Genomic DNA, 18,827 nt, shown 5'->3' with positions numbered 1-18,827 from the left:
GCTATGGGTGGCCCAGTGCGCTGACGCCAAACCAGGAGATAACAATGAGTACAAAAAACTGGGTTAAAACCGCCTGTGTCGTGCTTTCCCTGAGTACTTCAATCGCCGCTCATGCGGACATCAAGATCGGTGCGCTCTATCCCCTCAGTGGTTCCCTGGCTCTGCTCGGCGATGAAAGCTACCGCGGCCTGGAAATAGCGGTTGCAGAACGTAACGCGGCGGGAGGCTTGAAAGGCGAGCAGATCAAATTGCTCAAGGCCGATGCGGTTGACGCAGGGCAAGCTGTGGGTGCCGCCCGAAAGCTGACTTCTGTTGAAAATGTCACCGCGGTGTTCGGCAGTTATTCCTCGGCCCTATCGTTCGCCGCTACGCAGGTCACCGAAATCGCCGGCGTGCCGTTTTTCGAACTCGGTGCGGTCTCCGACACCATCACCGAGCGTGACCTCAAATACGTAATGCGCAGCAATCCAACCGCGAGGAATTTCGCTGAAGGGACCATCACCGCGGTTACTCAAATCGTAGCGCCGTCCCTCAAGATCGACCCCAAGCAACTCAAGATTGCCATCATCCATGAGGACGCGCTGTATGGCACGACCATCGCCGGGTTCCAGAAAAAACTCGCACAAGAGCAAGGGCTGAACGTGGTCGAGGTGCTTCCGTATTCGGCCAAGGCCGTGGACCTCTCGTCGCTCATTCTTCGCCTGAAAGGTGCGCAGGCGGACGTTGTATTGCAGACCAGCTACCAGAACGACACGACCCTGTTTTTCCGCCAGATCCGTGAGGCCGGTTTCAAGCCCAAGGCAGTGGTTGGTGCGGGCGGTGGGTATTCCATGCAGGACACCGTTGCGGTAGTGGGTGCCGAAAATATGGAAGGCATCCTGGACGTGGATTTTCCACAGTTTCAAACCAATGAAAAGGGCGCTCCAGGTATCGGCGCGTTCGCCAAGGCCTACAAGGAACGTTTTGGCAGTGAGCCGCGTTCAGGGCACAGTCTGATCAACTATGTCGGTGCGAAAGTTTTCCTCGACGCCATGGAACAAAGCCAGTCGCTGGACGCCGATGCGATTCGTGCCTCTGTTGCGAGTGTGGACATTCCCGTCGGTGGAACAGCCGCAGGCATCGGCGCCAGGTTCGGTGATAACGGGCAAAACCTGCGAGCCGATACGGCAATCATGCAGTGGCAGGGCGGGGTGCTGAAAACCGTTTACCCTGAAGCTGCGGCCGTGGCCAAAGCCCGTTTTTCCGATCAACCCTGAAGCCTGTAATCCAGTTGAAGCTCGTTAGTTGAGCTTCACGGATTCGTTCGCTCGCGGGAGGGCGCAAACCGTGGAAATTTTCATCCAGCTTCTTTTGAACGGCCTGTTGCTCGGTGGCACGCTGGCCATCATCAGCATAGGCCTGACGCTTATTTTCGGAATTGTCAGGGTGGTCAATTTCGCCCATGGCGAGTTCTTGATGATAGGCCTGTATGCGGTGTATCTGCTGAACGCTCACTTCGGGATTCACCCCTATGTAGCGATCATTCCCACAACGATCCTTTTGTTTGCCGCTGGCGCCGCGATGCAGCGGTTCATTATTCAGCCTTTGCTCAGCGCCGAAGGGCATATCCAGATATTCGCGACAGTGGGTGTCTCGATCGCCTTGATGAATGGCGCGCTGTTGGTCTTCGGCGCGGACGTCATGACGGTGCAGAACGTCAGCTTCGGCACCGGCACTGTCAGCCTGGGCGCCTTTCGCGCCAGCAGCGGTCAGTTGATCACCTTCGCGATGTCCCTGGTGCTGGTCGCCGGGTTGCACTGGTTCCTGCAAAACACCTTCCTGGGCCGAGCTGTCCGGGCCACCGCGCAACATCGTAATGCTGCGCAGTTGATGGGCGTCAATGTGAAGAAGATCTACATCTTCGCATTCGGTCTGGGCTGTGCCTGCCTGGGTGTCGCATCGGGTCTTATCGCGCCCCAGTACCCGGTCTTCCCTACGGTAGGGACCTTCTTCGTTTTGACCGCATTCGTGATCGTTGTACTCGGCGGCCTCGGGAGTCTGTCCGGAGCGCTGGTGGGCTCGATGTTGATCGGAATCGTCGACAGCCTGGCGGGTTACTACATTGCGCCGGACCTCAAGGAAGTCGTCTATTTCTCGATCTTCCTCGGCATCCTGGTGTTCCGTCCGACGGGTCTTTTCGGCGCCGGTCGCGGGTCTGAATAAGGAAAATGTTCATGAATATTCTGCATCCGCGGGTCTATGTCAGCGTATTGGTCTTGGCCTTGTTATTGGTCATTCCACTCACGGTTGGCTCCCCCTTCGTTTATCACTTGTTCATCCTGATTTGCAGTTATGCGGCGCTCGCGAGTGCCTGGAACATTGTCGGAGGTTTTGCCGGTCAACTCTCGCTGGGGCATGCGGTGTTTTACGGAGTCGGGGCTTACACCAGCACGCTGCTGATGATCAAGTTGGGCGTGAGTCCCTGGATCGGGATGCTGGTGGGGGCGTGCCTGTCGTCAATCGTGGCGGTGTTGATCAGCTGGCCATGCTTCAGGTTGCGCGGGCCGTTTTTTGCCCTGGCGACGATTGCGGTACTGGAAGTCGTGCGGTTGATGGCCATCAATCAACATGACGTGACGGGTGGCGCCGCAGGCTTGGGCGTACCGCTCAAACTGGGTGTCGAGTGGATGCTGTTTCGGCCGCGCTGGCCCTATTTGCTGATCGCCTTTGGCTTCCTGATCATTACCCTGGCGGTGTCCTGGAAGATCAAGAACTCGCGATTGGGTTATTACCTGATTGCGGTTCGCGAGCGTGAAGACGCCGCGCATGCGGTCGGCGTGAACTCGGTCAAGGTCAAGCTGATAGCGGTCGTCCTGTCGGCATTCCTCACCAGCCTGGTGGGCAGTTTCCATGCGATGTACCTGACCTTTATCGAGCCCGGCTCAATGTTCTCGCTGGACATGTCGATTCAGATCGCCATGTTTGCGCTGATCGGCGGCCTGGGCACTGTCTCGGGTCCGTTGATCGGTACCTTGCTGGTATTGCCATTGGCAGAACTCGCGCGCGGCTGGCTTGGCGATATCGGCAGTGGTGTTCACGGCCTGGTCTACGGGATTGTGCTGGTCGTTGTGGTGCTGACGATTCCCCAGGGTCTGGTGGGGCGATTCGGGGCGCGTGTGTTCGGCTGGATCGACGCCTTGCCCGGTGGACGTCGGCCGGTTGTGCCAACTACCAGAGTCGTTGAATCCCAGGTGCCAGAACCGCAAACGGTAAAGCGCGGCGAGCCCATTCTGGTGGCGGAAAACCTGCACAAGTTCTTTGGTGGGCTGCACGCGACCAACGATGTGTCGCTGAGCCTGGCCGAAGGCGAAATTGTCGGGGTGATCGGGCCCAACGGCGCGGGCAAAACCACGGTGTTCAATCAGCTCTCGGGTTTCCTGCTGCCCTCCAAAGGGCAGGTCAAGGTTCGCCTGCGCAATGGCCAATGGATTACCCCGGGTAGCCCTGCTGAGTTTGCCAAGGCCGGCATCGGGCGCACCTTTCAGATTGTCCAGCCCTTCGCTGATCTGAGTGTCTGCGAAAACATCATGCTCGGTGCATTCATGCACACGGCGGATGCCAGGGAGGCGAGGGCGATCGCAGTGCAAGTCGCTGAATTGACCGAACTCACGAGCCTACTGGACACCCGGGCGCGCAACCTGACCGTCGGCGGGATGAAGCGACTTGAAATGGCACGCGCCCTGGCAACCCGTCCGCGGATCCTGTTGCTGGACGAAGTGATGGCCGGGCTCAACCCAACGGATGTGGCCAGGGCGATCGCCGTTATTCGCCGGGTCCGCGATTCCGGTGTCAGCGTCTTGATGATCGAACACCTGATGCAGGCGACCATGAGCCTGTCGGACCGCATCATCGTCATCAGCTCCGGGACTCTGCTCATGGAGGGTGCACCGAAGGATGTCATCAGCGATCCGCAGGTGATCGAAGCCTACCTCGGCAAGGAGTACAGCCATGCTTAAACTCGACAATATCCATTGCGGATACGGCGGTACTGAAATTCTCCGTGGCGTTTCTTTCGAGGTTAACGCCGGTGAGGTGGTCACCATCGTCGGTGCGAATGGCGCGGGTAAAACCACGACCTTGCGCAGCCTGTGCGGCATCGTCACTCCCACCAGGGGCACGATCGAATTCGAAGGGCAACGCATAGACGGCAATCGACCGGATCAGATTGTCGATGCCGGCCTCACGCTGATACCGGAAGGGCGCCAGTTGTTTCCGTTCATCAGCGTGCGCGACAACCTGTTGATGGGCGCCTACAAACGCAGTGCGCGTGCGGGATACAAAAAACGTCTCGACGATGTCCTGGATCTCTTCCCCAGGGTTCGCGAGCGTTTGGATCAGAACGCCGGGACACTCTCGGGAGGCGAGCAGCAAATGGTCGCCATCGCCCGGGGCCTGATGGCCGAGCCCAAGCTGTTGATGTTCGACGAACCCTCCCTGGGCTTGTCACCCCTGCTGGTCTCACAGGTTTTCGAGATCATCAACAAGATCCTGGAATTGGGCACGACCGTGCTGATCGTCGAGCAGAACATCGTCCATACCCTGCGTATCGCCCATCGCGGTTATGTGCTGGAAAACGGCGAAGTGGTGCTCAGCGGCACCGGGCAGGAGCTTCTCGATAACCCCCACGTCAAGCGCGCCTACCTGGGCCTCTGATGAGGCGGACCCGCATCGGGACACTTGTTAAACCCACAACAAAAGACGAGAACAGGCTATGACAAATACCAGACACTTCGGGCGCGTCGTTTTAGTCACCGGGGCAGGCGGCGGTATTGGCGCTGCCATCGCCGAGTTGTATTGCCAGGAAGGCGCAGCGGTCGCCCTGGTCGATGCCGATGCAGCGAAGGTCGAGCAGCAGGCCGGCCTGCTGCGAGAAGCGGGTTATACGGTCGCTTGGGCAACAGCCGATGTGGCGGATTATCAAGCGTGCGCTGATGCCTGTGCCCGTTTGAGCAGTGAGCTGGGCGCCATCGATACCTTGATCAATAACGCCGGTATCTCGCCCAAGCACGACGGCGCTCCCGCGCCGATCTGGACAATGGCTCCCGAGGAATGGCAGCGGGTGGTCAATATCAACCTCAATGGCTCCTTCAACCTGGTCCGGGTTTTAACGCCTGGCATGGTGGAGCGCCGCTTCGGTCGCATCGTCAACATGTCTTCGGTGGCGGGCAGCGCATTCTTGCCGATTGTGGCGGCTCACTACAGCGCTACCAAGGCGGCCATCATCGGTTTTACCCGTCATCTGGCTGGTGAACTGGGCCCGTACGGCATCACCGCGAATGCGTTGGCGCCCGGGCGTATCGAAACCCCGTTGCTGAAAACCGTTTCGGCGCAGGCCAACCAGGCGGTTGTCGACGAGACGCCGTTGCGTCGTCTGGGAACACCGCTTGAGGTCGCCAGGGCGGCGTGTTTCCTCACCTCGAAGGAAAGCGATTTCATTACGGGGCAGGTCGTCGATGTGGCGGGTGGATGGCTGATGCGCTGACCGTGCAAGGTCAAGAACAACGGGTTTGATCACTCGGTTTCAAGCGGTAATCACTGGTTTAGAGAACGTCGATTATGGTCAAGACAATGGGGTTCCCAGGGCGCTACGAGCAAGGCCCGGGGGCGTTGAAACAGTTGGGCAGAATACTGACCGACATGGGGCGCACTCGTCCTCTGGTGGTGTGCGATGACTTTGTCGCCAGGCATTTATGGCCGCAGGTGAGCGATGCCTTGCACAGGCATGGCTTCAAACCGTTGCACATCGAGTTTCCGGGCGAATGTACACACGCAGCCATTGCCCAGCTGTCCGGGCTAGCCTCGATCCATTCGCCTGACACCATCATTGCGCTGGGTGGGGGGAAGACGATTGACACGGTCAAGGGACTGGCTGTCAATCTCGACGTCCCGATCATTGTCTGCCCAACCATTGCATCGAGTGACGCGCCCACCAGTCGGCTGATCGTGCTCTACGATGAAGACCACAAGGTGGTGGGGGTGGAGTACCTGAAGATGAACCCCTCGGCGGTCATCGTCGATACCCATGTCATCGCCCAGGCGCCGGCGCGTTTTTTTGCCGCCGGTATTGGTGACGCCATCAGCAAGAAATTCGAAGCCCACCAATGCCATTTCGCGGGGGGCAACAACTCTTTCGGAACACCTGCGCTGCATACCGCGTTGATGCTGACAAACCTGGTGTTCGACACGCTCATGCAATACGGCGTATCGGCTTACCAGGCGGTGTGCCGTAACGAGGTCAATGACGATGTTGAGCGGGTCGTCGAGGGCACCGTGTTGCTCAGTGGCGTGGGTTTTGAAAGCGGCGGGTTGTCGTTGTCCCATGCGCTGGTTCGCGGCTTGACCGCCATCCCCGCCATGGCCTCGATGCTTCACGGAGAACTGGTTGCCTTCGGCACGTTGGTGCAGATGGCCGTGGAGGGGCGTCCTGTCGACGAGATCGACAAGGTCGCCCGACTGCTGCATGCCGTGAATCTGCCCGTCACGTTCGCGCAATTGGGTCAGGACGTGCCGCTGACTACGGTGCAGATCAACACCATCGTTGAAGCCACCTTGTCGGCTGCCTACGCGAAAAACATGCACCCACCCTTGGACCACGAGCGCCTCGTAGGTGGTTTGGCGAAGGCTGACAACATCGGTTCACGCTTGACCAACGCAACGTCCTGCGCCCTGTGAGTTATCAAGTAATCGCAATCTTCAGGGGATCTTCGGATCCCCTTTTTTACGAGCGTGCCCCCTGCAAATCCCTATGACCGTGCGTCACAGCTGGTTTGAAAATGTAGCTATTTTCACTGTGGGACCACTGCCATAACCTTTGAATCAGCCGAAATCAGGGCGCAATCACCGCACTGAAATTCGTGACACCAAAACTGTGAGGCCCCAAAAAAATGAATACTCCCGCCAAGCCCGATGAGCTAGCGATTCCGTACCAGTTGCCCCAGGTTCCGTTCATGACGCCAGACATGGTTCACCCGGGCGTCATGACCCAATGGCTGGAAGATGACGAGCTGTGGGTGCCGGTCACCAAGACCGTTTCGTTCAAGCCTCTGCTACTCAATACCAGCGGTGGCTACTACATCAACCTTCTGCGGGTGCGGCAGGCCGGCGTGCTGTCTCGTCACCGCCATAGCGGCGGCGTGCATGCAATCGTGCTCAAGGGCCGCTGGTACTATCTGGAGCATGACTGGGTGGCGGAAGAAGGTTCCTTCGCCTACGAGCCGCCGGGTGAAACCCACACGCTTTTCGTGCCCGAGGACGTTGAAGAAATGATCACCTGGTTCCACGTCCAGGGCGGTTATACCTACGTTGATCCTCAGGGTGTCGCGGTAGGCTACGAGGACGTTTTCACCAAGCTTGAAGCCGCGCGCGATCATTACAAGTCCTTGGGTTTGCCGGACGACTATATCGAGCAGTTCATCCGCTAATCCGGATGGCATTAAAAGCGCGCTTCGGCGCGTTTTTTCTTGGCCGTCCAAGGCGCATGAATCGGCTTGATTTACGTTAGGATAAGGGATGGACAATTACTCTCAGCTACTCGCGTTTATCTGGTCTACCGAATGTGGCAGCTTCTCGGCGGCTGCCCGGGTTCACAAAATTACCCCGTCAGCAGTGAGCAAGTTGATCTCTCGGCTGGAAGACCGGTTGCAGGTCCGGCTTTTCCAGAGAGGCTCACGGGTCCTGACGCTGACGGAGGAGGGGGCTGCTTACCTGCGCAGTGCCAAGGCAGTTGTCGAAGCCATGAACGAGGCGGACTCCCTGGCTGAAGGTTTACCCTCAAGGGTGAGTGGGACGCTGCGAATCCATACCATGACCTCTTTTGCCAAGCATCAGATAGTGCCCTGGCTTCCCGAGTTCCTGGATCTGTATCCATCGCTCGATGTTGAAATTCAGTTGGGCGCGCAGTTTGTCGACCATTTTGAACAGGGGCTCGATATCGCTATCCACAGCGGAGTGCTGCCCAGTTCTTCACGTGTCGCCAAGCGGATCGGGGAGTGTGAATGGCTGATTTGCGCCTCGCCCGACTATTTGGCCGAGAAGGGTGTACCCGCTGTTCCAGCGGATCTTTTGAACCACAGATGCTTTAACTTCAGCTTTGTCAGCCCGTGGAACAAGTGGTCGTTTGTTCAGGATGGAGAGGGGGTTTCGGTGCCCGTGACGCCGAGCGCGTCTTTCACCCAAGGCGATCTTCTGCGGGACATGGCCCTGTCGGGGGCCGGTGTGGTCAAGCTTGCCGATTACCACGTTGGGCTCGACGTCAAGGCCGGCACACTGGTGCCACTGCTGGAGGAATTCAAGTCGGGCATCATTGAACCGATTTATCTGCTGTATTCAGATAGAAAACACCTCAGCCCACGCATCCGGGTGTTCATCGAGTTCTTCCAGGACAAGTGGCGCCAGCATCCCTGGAAAGTAGGTATGTGAGCCCAGCCTCGGGTGCTGAAGCAGGAGGTTCAGCGCCCTGTCTGTTGTACAGTGTCGAGCAATGACCTGGCCGAACTGGAATGACCAATGTCTCAACGCCGCTCAACATGGATTGCTCTGCTGGTAGCCGTCACGTTCTTCATGGAGAACCTCGACGCCACGGTGATCGCTACGGCGTTGCCCGATATGGCCAGGACGTTTGGCGTCGCGCCGGTGGACCTTAACATTGGCATGAGCGCCTACATGCTCGCGGTGGCGGTGTTTATTCCCATCAGCGGCTGGTTGGCCGATCGCTTTGGTACGCGCTGGGTATTCTGTTCGGCGATCGTGTTGTTCACCCTGTCCTCGTTGATGTGCGGGTTGAGCAATAGCCTGGAAACCTTTGTCGCCGCGCGTGTACTGCAGGGTATGAGCGGCGCGATGATGGTACCGGTGGGGCGCCTGGCGGTGCTGCGTACCACCGAGAAAAAAGACCTGGTGCGCGCGATCTCGTTCATTACCTGGCCCGGCCTGGTGGCTCCGGTACTCGGGCCTCCGGTGGGCGGCTTCATCGTCACCCATGCTTCCTGGCCGTGGATTTTTTACCTCAATCTACCCTTGGGTGTGCTGGCCCTGATTGTCGCGCTGGTCCTGCTGCCCAAACGGGACGACGCCAGTGCCAGGGCGTTCGATTTCAGTGGATTCCTGCTGGTGGGCATCGCCAGTGCTGCCTTGTTGTATGGCGTTGAGATGCTCGGGCAAAGCCAGGACGATCTGCTGCAAGGGCTGGCGCTGAGTGGTGCCGGTGCGGTGCTCGGTGTTGTTGCCTGGCGCCATATGCGTCGGCATGCGCACCCACTTTTGGCGCTGGGGGTAACCGGTATTCGTACCTTCAACGTCTGCCTGTGCGGCGGCTCGATTTTCCGGATCGCCATCAGCACCTTGCCGTTTCTCCTGCCGCTGATGTTTCAACTGGCATTCGGTCTTTCCGGGTTCGATGCCGGGCTGCTGGTACTGGCGGTGTTTGCCGGCAACCTGGCGATGAAACCCTTCACCACCTGGGTGATGCAGCGTTGGGGATTTCGTCCGGTGCTGATGGTCAACGGCATCCTGGGCGTACTGGCGATAGCGGCCTGCGCCTTGCTGGATGAGCGCATGAGCCCGGCGCTGATCCTGTTCATCCTGTTCGTCGGCGGCCTGTCACGTTCCATGCAGTTCACCGTGTTCAACACCCTGGCCTTTGCCGAAATCCCCAAGGAGCAGATGAGCGACGCTTCGACCTTGTTCAGCATGTTCTTCCAGTTGAGCATGGCGATGGGTGTGGCCATCGGCGCGCTGCTGCTGCGCCTTGCCATGAACATCCATGGCACGCCAGGGCACGCCGAGACGGGCGACTTTCAGTTGGCGTTCCTGTGTGTGGCGGTGATTGCGGCCATCGCCTTGCTGGACAATCTGCGACTGCCGCCACAGGCGGGCGAGTCGGTGTTGCAGCGTGCTCGGGCCAAGGATTAGTCAATGGCGGTTTTGTGCGGGAGCGAGAAGGGGATCACCCCCAGACACAAATCCCGGCAACACCAATAAACCTGTAGGAGCTGGCTTGCCAGCGATGACGTCAGCACAGCCAGCATCTCCCTCGCCTGACAAACCGCCTTCGCTGGCAAGCCAGCTCCTACAAGGTGATCACCTCCAGACACAAATCCCGGGAACACCCAATAAACCTGTAGGAGCTGGATTGCCAGCGATGACGCCAGCACACCCAACATCTCCCTCGCCTGACAAACCGCCTTCGCTGGCAAGCCAGCTCCAACAAGGTGATCACCACCAGACACAAATCCCGGCAACACCCAATAAACCTGTAGGAGCTGGCTTGCCAGCGATGACGCCGGCACATCCAACATCTCCCTCGCCTGACAAACCGCCTTCGCTGGCAAGCCAGCTCCTACAAGGTGATCCCCACCAGACACAAATCCCGGCAACACCCAATAAACCTGTAGGAGCTGGCTTGCCAGCGATGACGCCGGCACAGCCAACATCTCCCTCGCCTGACACACCGTTTTCGCTGGCAAGCCAGCTCCTACAAGGTGATCACCACCAGACACAAATCCCGGCAACACCAATAACCCTGTAGGAGCTGGCTTGCCAGCGATGACGCCGGCACATCCAACATCTCCCTCGCCTGACACACCGTTTTCGCTGGCAAGCCAGCTCCTACAAGGTGATCACCACCAGACACAAATCCCGGCAACACCCTATAAACCTGTAGGAGCTGGCTTGCCAGCGATGAGGCCGGCACAGCCAACACACCGCCATCGCCAGCAGGCTCGCACAGTTCAGGCTGAAAGTGATATCGCAAAGTCAACCGCGGTAATGGGCACATAAATCAGGGTGATTATCGAATACGCTTTGCGCGATTTTGCATAAAACGCGCAGACAGGAAGCACAATCATGATGACGTCCAGGGCGCCCCAAAGTGCTAGCGGCGATGCCCGGAATAAAACGACGTTCACGACGAGCCCGAGGAAAAGATAAGTCGACAGTGACAGGAGGGCGTAGCGGCCATCCTGTTCAAAGTAGACACGAAGACCCTGTTGCTCGTCCTCGCTTCGGCTTGGCAGCAATAATGCGGCAGATACAAAAAGCGATAACGCCAACAAAACGAGCAATAGAAACTCAAGAAACGAGAATGTCCCTTTTATCTCGGGCAGCGCGTTGACGGCCCACCAGAAATCCAGCTGTGTGGCGAAAAGCATTGCCGCCCAGACCAGCGCGACCCAATCAGGCTTGGCCACACGACGGATGCGGAACACCGTCAACGCCCCCAGAAGCAGGCGCGTCACGGACAGCCCCAATATCATCGAGAGTACCGTGGCAACGATAGGGAAGTTGCTCATGATCGCTCCTGAACACCCATGATCTGGCAAGCGTAGACGATGGCTGCAGGGTGGCCATACCGGCGGGAGGCGCCGCAAGACGGGGGCTTTCAGGGGGGATGGTGGTCGGAAACAGCCGCCTGGCGTCCTGACAGGGACATGCGCAAGGGCGAGCACTTTGGTCTACGCTCATGTCTGATAGTGAACGTGGATGTCGGCGCCAGTCTGAGAACGGGGTTACTTTTCAGGGGCGGACGAATGCTATCAACCAGCGCGAAATGATTTCCTGGGGGGTTGAGTCACACAAGGCTGGATTGATTCTCTGTCCTGTCATGTTGGCTTTGCACGTCGATCAGCCTCGATTTTGCGCAGACCTGTATACGTATACAACGCCTGAGAGTGTCGGCGATTTTACAGCCCGCTTGAAAAGGTATACCGCACATGCACGGCGCACTGCTTCGTTCCGGTAGTCTGCAAGAATTCAACGTGTTGGGGGTCGAAGGTCAGCCGGTGCATAGCGCTGCCTTGCAGTTGCGTGAAGCCATCCGGTTGAAAATCGGGCGTGAGGCCGCCGACTGCCTGGCCATTCCGCAGAAAAATGAAAGCGGCGATCGCATCGACTGGTATGCGCCTTTCGAGGGAGATGTGGTGCCCTGGTCTGCTGCGGTCAGTGAAGAGCGGGACTCGGCCTATTCCCGGTTGGAGCGTTTGCACGCTCAACTGCGTTCAGCCAGCGAGTTGATGCGTGCAGCGTCGCAGAGCCGGGAGAATCAGGTCTTTGGACGGTTGTTGGAAAAAACCGTGCATTTCCCCGCCAACGATCATGTCTACCTGGTCGATGGCCGGCCCGTGGTGACGTTCTGGGGCTTCACTGATCCAGAGGGCAACCGTGAGCGGGATCCTTTGTCCGGCTTGCGGCCCGCTCCGAACTTGGTTCTCGATCCTGGTATGGAAACGCCCAAGCATGAAGTGCCGATCGACAGCAAGGGTGTAACAAAACCTTGGTGGCGCTGGCTCTGGCTGTTGCTGCCTGTGCTTCTGCTGTTGGCACTGCTGTTCCTGATGCGCTCCTGTTTTCCGTCAGTACAGTTGCCCTTGAACCTTTCTCAAGTCGACTTGCCTGGATTGCCGCCGCCACAGGTTCAACCCGTGCCGATTGAAACTCATGTCGTGCAGGGCGCGGCGACCGGGACTGTGGGTACCGTCGGCGTCAATGGCGTGCAAGGAGGAGCGGGGAGCGCGGCGGAAAACACCGCCGCCGACGTCGACAAAACGCTTCCTGCCGATGCCGGGTTACCGGCGAGTGATCCGTTGGCGCCGCAGGTTCCCGGTTCACCGGTACTCCCTGCCGATTCGACTGCCTCGCCACCCGAGCAAACCCCAACTCCGGCCCAGCCAGAATCCGTACCGTCGGCACCGCAGCAAGCGGGCCAGAAGAACGGGGCCGATGCCGCACCCTTGGCCATCCCTGCCGGGGCACAAGCCAACGGTTCGACCGATTTTCTCAATGGCACCTGGAAGGCCGGTGCCGGTATCCAGGATGCCAGTACCGGGCGCCCGCTACAGTTGGAGTACGACTTCAAGAATGGCGCCGGCGAAGTACGGGTGCGCACCAGTAATGGCGTCGAATGCGTTGGCAAGGCCCAGGCCTCGATGAAGGGTGGCAACCTGGCGATCAATAACCAGGGCGTGGCCACTTGCAAGGATGGCAGCAGTTACACGATGCCCGACGTCAAGTGTGCGCCGGGGGCGAAAACGGTGGCGCAATGCACAGGTAACTACGGGAGCCAGCAGTTCCCGATGTCGATGAAACAGGGCAGCCAATAGCGCGGAAGAACAGCACTATGTTTCCAGACACGACCGATTATGAAGAAAGAATCACCCTGATCATGGGAAGCGGCATCCAGTTCCTGGATTTCGCGCTCAGGCTCGACCTGCGTCATGAAATGCCTGGCGAGTTCGCCCGTCAGAGCGAGAATGGCCCGATGGCTCGCCTGCTGCTGGACGAGCGCAGCGACAGCTACTTTCACCCGGCGCTTCCCGGGCGCGCGGTCAGTCCTGATTACAGTGTCGCCATCGATCAATCGTTGCGATTGCTCAAGGGCAACTGGCTGCCGCTGCCGTTCTTGCGCTTCAGTCCACCGCGGCGGTTTGACGACGGCCCTTCGAACTGGGCACGGGTGCGTATCGTCGAACTCAAGGACCCTGATCAGGATGGCAACACCCACCGTATCTGCTTTGCTTTCGATACCAGCGTCCTGGTCGGTCGCAGCGATACCACCTACCTGGCGCCGACTCAGAGTGACGTCAAGGTGGGGGCCACGTTCGCCTTGGCCCATCGGGCTGACGAGATGGGATGGTTCCTCGACCTTCGCTGGGTCGACGGCTGGTTGCGCGAGGTGTTTACCGAACAGGCGCAGAACCCGCCGATTCGCATGCAACTGGATGACATCGAAGAGCAGTGCCGCGAGTTCTACCACCAGGCGCACTACCTCAACCTCCTGCATCTGCTGGGGACCCTGCTGCGAGTACCCGAGATCAAGGTGGTGTCCAACCGTGACAGCGACATGCAAAAGGCCATTCCCGTGGACATGGTGCTGGACGTGGGCAATTCACGGACATGCGGCATCCTGATCGAGGATCACCCCCAGGAGAGCGACGGCCTGAGCAAACGCTACGAGCTTGAATTGCGCGACCTGACCCAGCCGGAACAGGTCTATCCAGAGCCGTTCGAGAGCCGCGTAGAATTCTCTCAAGCGGTTTTCGGCAAGGATCATTTCTCGGTCCAGAGCGGTCGCAGCGAAGCCTTTCGCTGGCCCTCCATTGTGCGTGTCGGCCGCGAGGCGGGTCGTTTGGCCAGCCGCCGACGGGGCACCGAGGGTTCGACAGGCTTGTCCAGTCCCAAGCGTTACCTGTGGGATCAAGACCTCTACGAGCCGGGCTGGCGCTTCAACTGCGCCTTCGTCAAGACCGAGACCGAGCCCCATGCGACTGCCGCGCCCGTGGCCGGACTCATCAACGAGATCGGCCAGGCGCTCTATAACCTGCCCGTCGAAGATCGCATGCCGGTCTTCCATCCACACTATTCACGCAGCTCGTTGATGACCTTCATGCTGTCGGAGGTGCTGGGGCAGGCGCTGATGCAGATCAACAGCCCTTCGCAGCGTTCGCGCATGAGCCACTCCAGGGTGCCGCGTCACCTGCGCTCGATCATCCTCACCATCCCGCCGTCGATGCCCAAGCCCGAGCGGGAGATATTCTCGAAATGCATGGAGCAGGCCATCGGCCTGGTCTGGAAAAGCCTCGGCTGGCATCCCGAGGACGAGTCGATCAACATCAAGGACCCGAAGAGCCGTGAAACGGCATGGCCCTGGCTGCCCGAGGTGCACGTCCAGTGGGATGAGGCCACCTGCGGCCAGGTGGTCTACCTGTTCAATGAGACGCAAAACAATTTCGCCGGTCGCCCCGAGGAGTTCTTCGCCACGATGTCGCGGCCCGACAAGGCCGACAAGAGCCGTTTGACCATCGCCTCGATCGACATTGGCGGCGGTACCACGGACCTGGTGATCACCGACTACAGCCTCGACGACGGTAAAGGCGACAACGTCTACATCAAGCCCGAACAGTGTTTTCGCGATGGCTTCAAGATCGCGGGCGACGACATCCTGCTGGATGTGATCCGCCTGTTCGTGCTGCCTGCGGTGAACGACGCCTTGCTCAAGGCCGGGGTCGAGAAGCCCGAACCGCTCCTTTCCAAGCTGATCGGCAGTGAACCGCTGACCGTACAGGAAGCCGTCTTGCGCCAGCAGTTGACCCTGCAAGTGTTCAGCCCCATCGGCCTTTGTCTGCTCAAGGCCTATGAAACGTACGACCCGCTGGAGCCGAGCAGTCTGGTCAGCGCTACGTTCGGCGAGCTGCTTGGCAACGAGCAGCCCACCGCGGATGTGCTGGATTATTTCAGTGCGGCGGTGCGCCGGCAGCTGGGTAACGGGGCGGGGGGCTTCGACCTGCTGCAAATCCCGCTCAATGTCAGCTTGAGGCGTATCCATGAAGCTTTCATCGGCGACCGGATGAACATCGGCAAGAGCATCCAGGCACTCTGCGAAATCGTCTATAGCTACCCTTGCGATGTTCTCCTGCTGACGGGACGTCCGTCGCGATTGCCAGGCATCCAGGCGCTGTTTCGCAAGCTGCTGCCGCTGCCGCCGGGCCGCATCCTGCCGTTGAACCAGTACCGTACCGGTGGCTGGTATCCGTTCAACAAACAGGACTGTATCGACGATCCCAAGACCACCGCGGCGGTGGGCGCCATGCTCTGCCTGTTGAGTCGCGGCATGCGGCTGCCTAATTTCTTTTTCCGGGCGGCGGCCTTCAAACCGTATTCGACGCTCAAGTACCTGGGGTTGATCGACAACAACAACGTCATCAAGGACAGCAACATCTATTTGTCCGGGATCAACCTGGACGACCCGGACTACAGTCTCCCCGATACCGCTTTTGACATGCGCGGCACCATGCGCCTGGGCTTTCGCCAGCTCGACAGCGAACGCTGGTCGGCTGCGCCGCTGTACATACTCAGCATCGATAACGCACGTTTGCGCGAGGACGTGGCTGCCAAGGGGCTGGTGCTCAAAGTGCGCCTGGGCATCACCCGGTCACGTAACCCGGCCGAAGGCAGCGAGAGTTTCGAGTTCGTCGGCGCCGAGTCGACCCAGGGCGCGATCAGTCGCAGTCACCTGCGCTTGAAGCTCAATACCCTGTCGGATGCGGGGTTGGGCGAATCCCAATATTGGCTCGACAGTGGGAGTGTGTACCGCAAATGACCACTCGTATCTCACCTCAACACCTGGCCCGGGATTGGGCTGCAATCCACGCCGGCGCCGGTGACGCGATCAACTGGATCAGCGAAGTACGCCGTAGTGCCCCGAGGCTGGACAACGAGGCCGACGATCTGATCCTGAGCCTGCGCCGGATACGCAACAGCGCAACGAGCCTGGGCGCGGCCTCTGAGCGCCCCATGACGGTGGGTTTTTTTGGCCTGTCGCAAGCGGGCAAGTCCTACCTGATCTCGACCCTGGCTGCGGGTACCAATGGCATGCTGGAGACCGACCTGGGCGGCCAACGGCTGGACTTCCTCACCCATGTCAACCCACCCGGCTCCGGCAAGGAAGCGACGGGGCTGGTGACCCGCTTCAGTCGCACGGCCAAACCGGGCCCGGACGACTTCCCGCTGGAGCTCAAGCTGTTCGCCGAGGTCGAGCTGGCCAAGGTCCTGGCCAACGCTTACTTCAATGATTTCGACACGGAAAAGGTGCAGTACCGCATCAACGAAACGGCCGTATTGCAGTTGCTCAAGGAGTTGGGCAAGCGACGCCAGGAGCGGGTGGTGCCTGGTATGAGCGAGGACGACGTCGTCTCGTTGTGGGACTATCTGCATAGCAGTTTTCCTGGCTCCCTCGCCGTACTCAATGGCTACTACTGGCCCGTGGCGGTGGAGCTTGCACCCTATCTGCGAGTCGAGGATCGCGTCAGGTTGTTCGCGATTTTCTGGGGTGAGCTGGCCGAGTTGAGTGCGGCTTACCTGGAGTTCGCCCGGGCGTTAGCCAGTCTGGGCAACCCGGATCGGGTCTATGCGCCCGCTGAAGCCTTGGTGCGCCCTACAGCGCAAGGCGGGTTGTCCCAGGCCGACAGCATCATGAACGTGGACATGCTGGAGCGCCTCGGTACACCCACCGACTTGCGAATCAAAGTCCGCCCATGGCGCGATGGCGTGTTGCACGCAGAAGTCGAACTGTCATTGGCGCAACTGGCGACACTGACTGCAGAGTTGGTTTTCCCGCTGGCCGAGCCCACCAGCGAGCCGTTGTTCGAGGAGGTCGACCTGCTCGATTTCCCCGGCTATCGGGGTCGCCTCAACATTGAATCCCTCGACGATGTGCGACGCGCATTGGGCCGTGATAAAGCCAGCCCGGTAGCCCAATTGATTTTGCGTGGCAAGGTGGCCTATCTGTTCGAGCGTTATACGGACAGCCAGGAAATGAACGTGCTGGTCGTATGCACGCCCTCAAACAAACAGTCGGATGTCACCAGCGTCGGTCCGGTGCTCAGCAGATGGATCGACAAGACCCAGGGTGCAACACCGCAAGAGCGTGCCCGGCGCAAGAACGGTCTGCTCTGGGCCATCACCATGTTTGATATACGCATCGCCAATGACCTGGACACAGGCGAGGACCTGCTGCGCATTGGCTGGGGCAGTGGCGGCATGATGAAAATGACCATGCTGGAGCGCTTTGGCCAGTACGCCTGGCTTCAGGAGTGGGCGGCCGGGAATGCGTTCGACAATACCTTTCTGGTGCGCAAGCCGCGGATGAAAGTGGCCTTTCTTGACCTGAAGGACGGGCAGGAAGTCGGCATCAACGGTGCGTTGGATGATCACTTGAAATTGATGCGGCAAACCTTCAGTGAAGATCAGACGGTGCGTCAGCATGTGCGTGATGCCGGCGTCGCCTGGGATGCCATGCTGGCCTTGAACGATGGAGGCATTGGGCGCATCAGCGCCTACCTGCGACTGGTAGCGCTGCGCGAAACGAAGCTGGTGCGCATCCGCGAGCAAATGGACGACGTACTGCACCAGCTGGAGACGCGCCTGGGGCGCTGGTACCAGGCTGAAGGCGCGGGTGAGCTGGAGAAAAAACGTGGCATCGCCAAACAGATTTCCGAGGCTATATGGCCGCGTCGGGCACTTCTGGGCGAGCTGCTCCAGCGCATGCAACTGGCGGATGACAAACTGCGTGGCCTGTACCTGCGGGCGGGTGAGGAGGATTCCGGCGTACCCGCCGCCGAGGGTGTTGGCAGCGCGGTAAAACTGGGCGCCGACGTGGGCGGCGACGATGGCTTCGACCTCTTCGATGAACCGCAAGTGCCGGTGGCACCGGCTGACACGGTTGTGCGCTCCAGTGGCAGCGACTCGCGTTTCGCCCAGGCGGTCTTGCGTGAGTGGATCGGTCATCTGCGCCACATTCCCGAGGACGTGCGCCTGATGACCTACCTGGGATTGGCCAAGCCTGCGATCGAAGCCCTGGTGGATGAAATCATTACGGGTGCGACTCGCCTCAACCTGCAGCAGCGTCTGCTGCAAGCCATCGTGCGCACCGAACAGGTGGGCAGCAAGCGCGAACAGCTGGTCAGTCGTCAGGTGCTGACGGCAAAAATGATCCTGGCGGACTTCATCGGTTGGCTGGGCTTTATCGATATGGAACTGGATCAACGACCGCAGAGCCGCGCGAACCCGGGGGCGAAACTGTTCCAGCCGCCCGAGAGAATCGCTGCGGGCCAGTTGCCGAAGTTGCTGCCCCAACCGTTGGAGCATACCCGCGGCTATGTGGGTGATTGGCTGGTGGCACTGGCCACCATCGCTACGGACAACGCCGGTCATAGCGCAGGGAGGGAGATCACGCCGCAGCAGAACGAGTCACTGGGGCGGATCATCGCGACCTTCGCAGCGGCCAGGGCGGTCTAGCC

13 protein-coding genes are annotated in these 18,827 nt (G+C 59.5%); 12 read left to right on the top strand and 1 reads right to left on the bottom strand.

What is annotated here, in order from left to right; translation table 11 throughout:
* The first annotated feature begins 44 nt into the window (after window positions 1-44).
* The 9 genes from ACM6I6_RS19695 to ACM6I6_RS19655 all read left to right on the top strand — a co-directional run bounded on the left by ACM6I6_RS19695 (window position 45) and on the right by ACM6I6_RS19655 (window position 9,948).
* The gene (locus ACM6I6_RS19695) at window positions 45-1,256 is read left to right on the top strand and encodes an ABC transporter substrate-binding protein (protein WP_274078034.1); all 1,212 of its coding nucleotides are present in this window, start codon (window positions 45-47) and stop codon (window positions 1,254-1,256) included.
* A gap of 70 nt (window positions 1,257-1,326) precedes the next feature.
* Window positions 1,327-2,202 (top strand): branched-chain amino acid ABC transporter permease, encoded by an 876-nt coding sequence (locus ACM6I6_RS19690; RefSeq protein ID WP_274078033.1) that lies wholly within the window; start codon window positions 1,327-1,329, stop codon window positions 2,200-2,202.
* An 11-nt stretch (window positions 2,203-2,213) separates the two neighbouring features.
* A complete protein-coding gene (locus ACM6I6_RS19685; RefSeq protein WP_414920578.1) occupies window positions 2,214-3,995 on the top strand; it encodes an ABC transporter permease subunit in 1,782 nt (593 codons plus the stop codon).
* Complete coding sequence (locus ACM6I6_RS19680) at window positions 3,988-4,692, top strand: ABC transporter ATP-binding protein (protein ID WP_274078031.1); 705 nt, start codon at window positions 3,988-3,990, stop codon at window positions 4,690-4,692. Before ACM6I6_RS19685 ends, ACM6I6_RS19680 begins: the two co-directional genes overlap by 8 nt.
* A 58-nt stretch (window positions 4,693-4,750) precedes the next feature.
* Complete coding sequence (locus ACM6I6_RS19675; RefSeq protein ID WP_414920577.1) at window positions 4,751-5,521, top strand: SDR family oxidoreductase; 771 nt, start codon at window positions 4,751-4,753, stop codon at window positions 5,519-5,521.
* Window positions 5,522-5,595: 74 nt separating this feature from the next.
* A complete protein-coding gene (locus ACM6I6_RS19670) occupies window positions 5,596-6,711 on the top strand; it encodes a glycerol dehydrogenase (protein ID WP_414920576.1) in 1,116 nt (371 codons plus the stop codon).
* A gap of 212 nt (window positions 6,712-6,923) precedes the next feature.
* Window positions 6,924-7,460 (top strand): 2,4'-dihydroxyacetophenone dioxygenase family protein, encoded by a 537-nt coding sequence (locus ACM6I6_RS19665; RefSeq protein WP_323609165.1) that lies wholly within the window; start codon window positions 6,924-6,926, stop codon window positions 7,458-7,460.
* 88 nt (window positions 7,461-7,548) lie between these two features.
* Window positions 7,549-8,457: a LysR family transcriptional regulator gene (locus ACM6I6_RS19660; protein WP_274078027.1), complete on the top strand. Its 909-nt coding sequence runs from the start codon at window positions 7,549-7,551 to the stop codon at window positions 8,455-8,457.
* A gap of 87 nt (window positions 8,458-8,544) precedes the next feature.
* Window positions 8,545-9,948, top strand: coding sequence for a DHA2 family efflux MFS transporter permease subunit (locus ACM6I6_RS19655; protein WP_414920575.1), 1,404 nt, complete (start codon window positions 8,545-8,547; stop codon window positions 9,946-9,948).
* An 818-nt stretch (window positions 9,949-10,766) separates the two neighbouring features.
* Here ACM6I6_RS19655 and ACM6I6_RS19650 read toward each other — a convergent pair.
* The gene (locus tag ACM6I6_RS19650; RefSeq protein WP_414920574.1) at window positions 10,767-11,327 is read right to left on the bottom strand and encodes a hypothetical protein; all 561 of its coding nucleotides are present in this window, start codon (window positions 11,325-11,327) and stop codon (window positions 10,767-10,769) included.
* Between the two features lie 420 nt (window positions 11,328-11,747).
* Between ACM6I6_RS19650 and ACM6I6_RS19645 the strand changes: the two genes are divergently transcribed.
* The 3 genes from ACM6I6_RS19645 to ACM6I6_RS19635 are packed head-to-tail and all read left to right on the top strand — an operon-like array spanning window position 11,748 to window position 18,825.
* Entirely contained in the window at window positions 11,748-13,133 is a 1,386-nt protein-coding gene (locus ACM6I6_RS19645; protein WP_323606423.1) for an SrfA family protein, read from the top strand.
* A 17-nt stretch (window positions 13,134-13,150) separates the two neighbouring features.
* Complete coding sequence (locus ACM6I6_RS19640; protein ID WP_414920573.1) at window positions 13,151-16,129, top strand: virulence factor SrfB; 2,979 nt, start codon at window positions 13,151-13,153, stop codon at window positions 16,127-16,129.
* Window positions 16,126-18,825: a putative virulence factor gene (locus tag ACM6I6_RS19635; RefSeq protein ID WP_414920572.1), complete on the top strand. Its 2,700-nt coding sequence runs from the start codon at window positions 16,126-16,128 to the stop codon at window positions 18,823-18,825. The genes ACM6I6_RS19640 and ACM6I6_RS19635 overlap by 4 nt, the downstream gene beginning before the upstream one ends.
* Window positions 18,826-18,827 lie beyond the last annotated feature (2 nt).

This window comes from Pseudomonas sp. IT-P218 (assembly GCF_949767605.1).
GTDB lineage: Bacteria > Pseudomonadota > Gammaproteobacteria > Pseudomonadales > Pseudomonadaceae > Aquipseudomonas > Aquipseudomonas putida_AE.
This window is presented reverse-complemented; position numbering and strand designations above follow the sequence as displayed.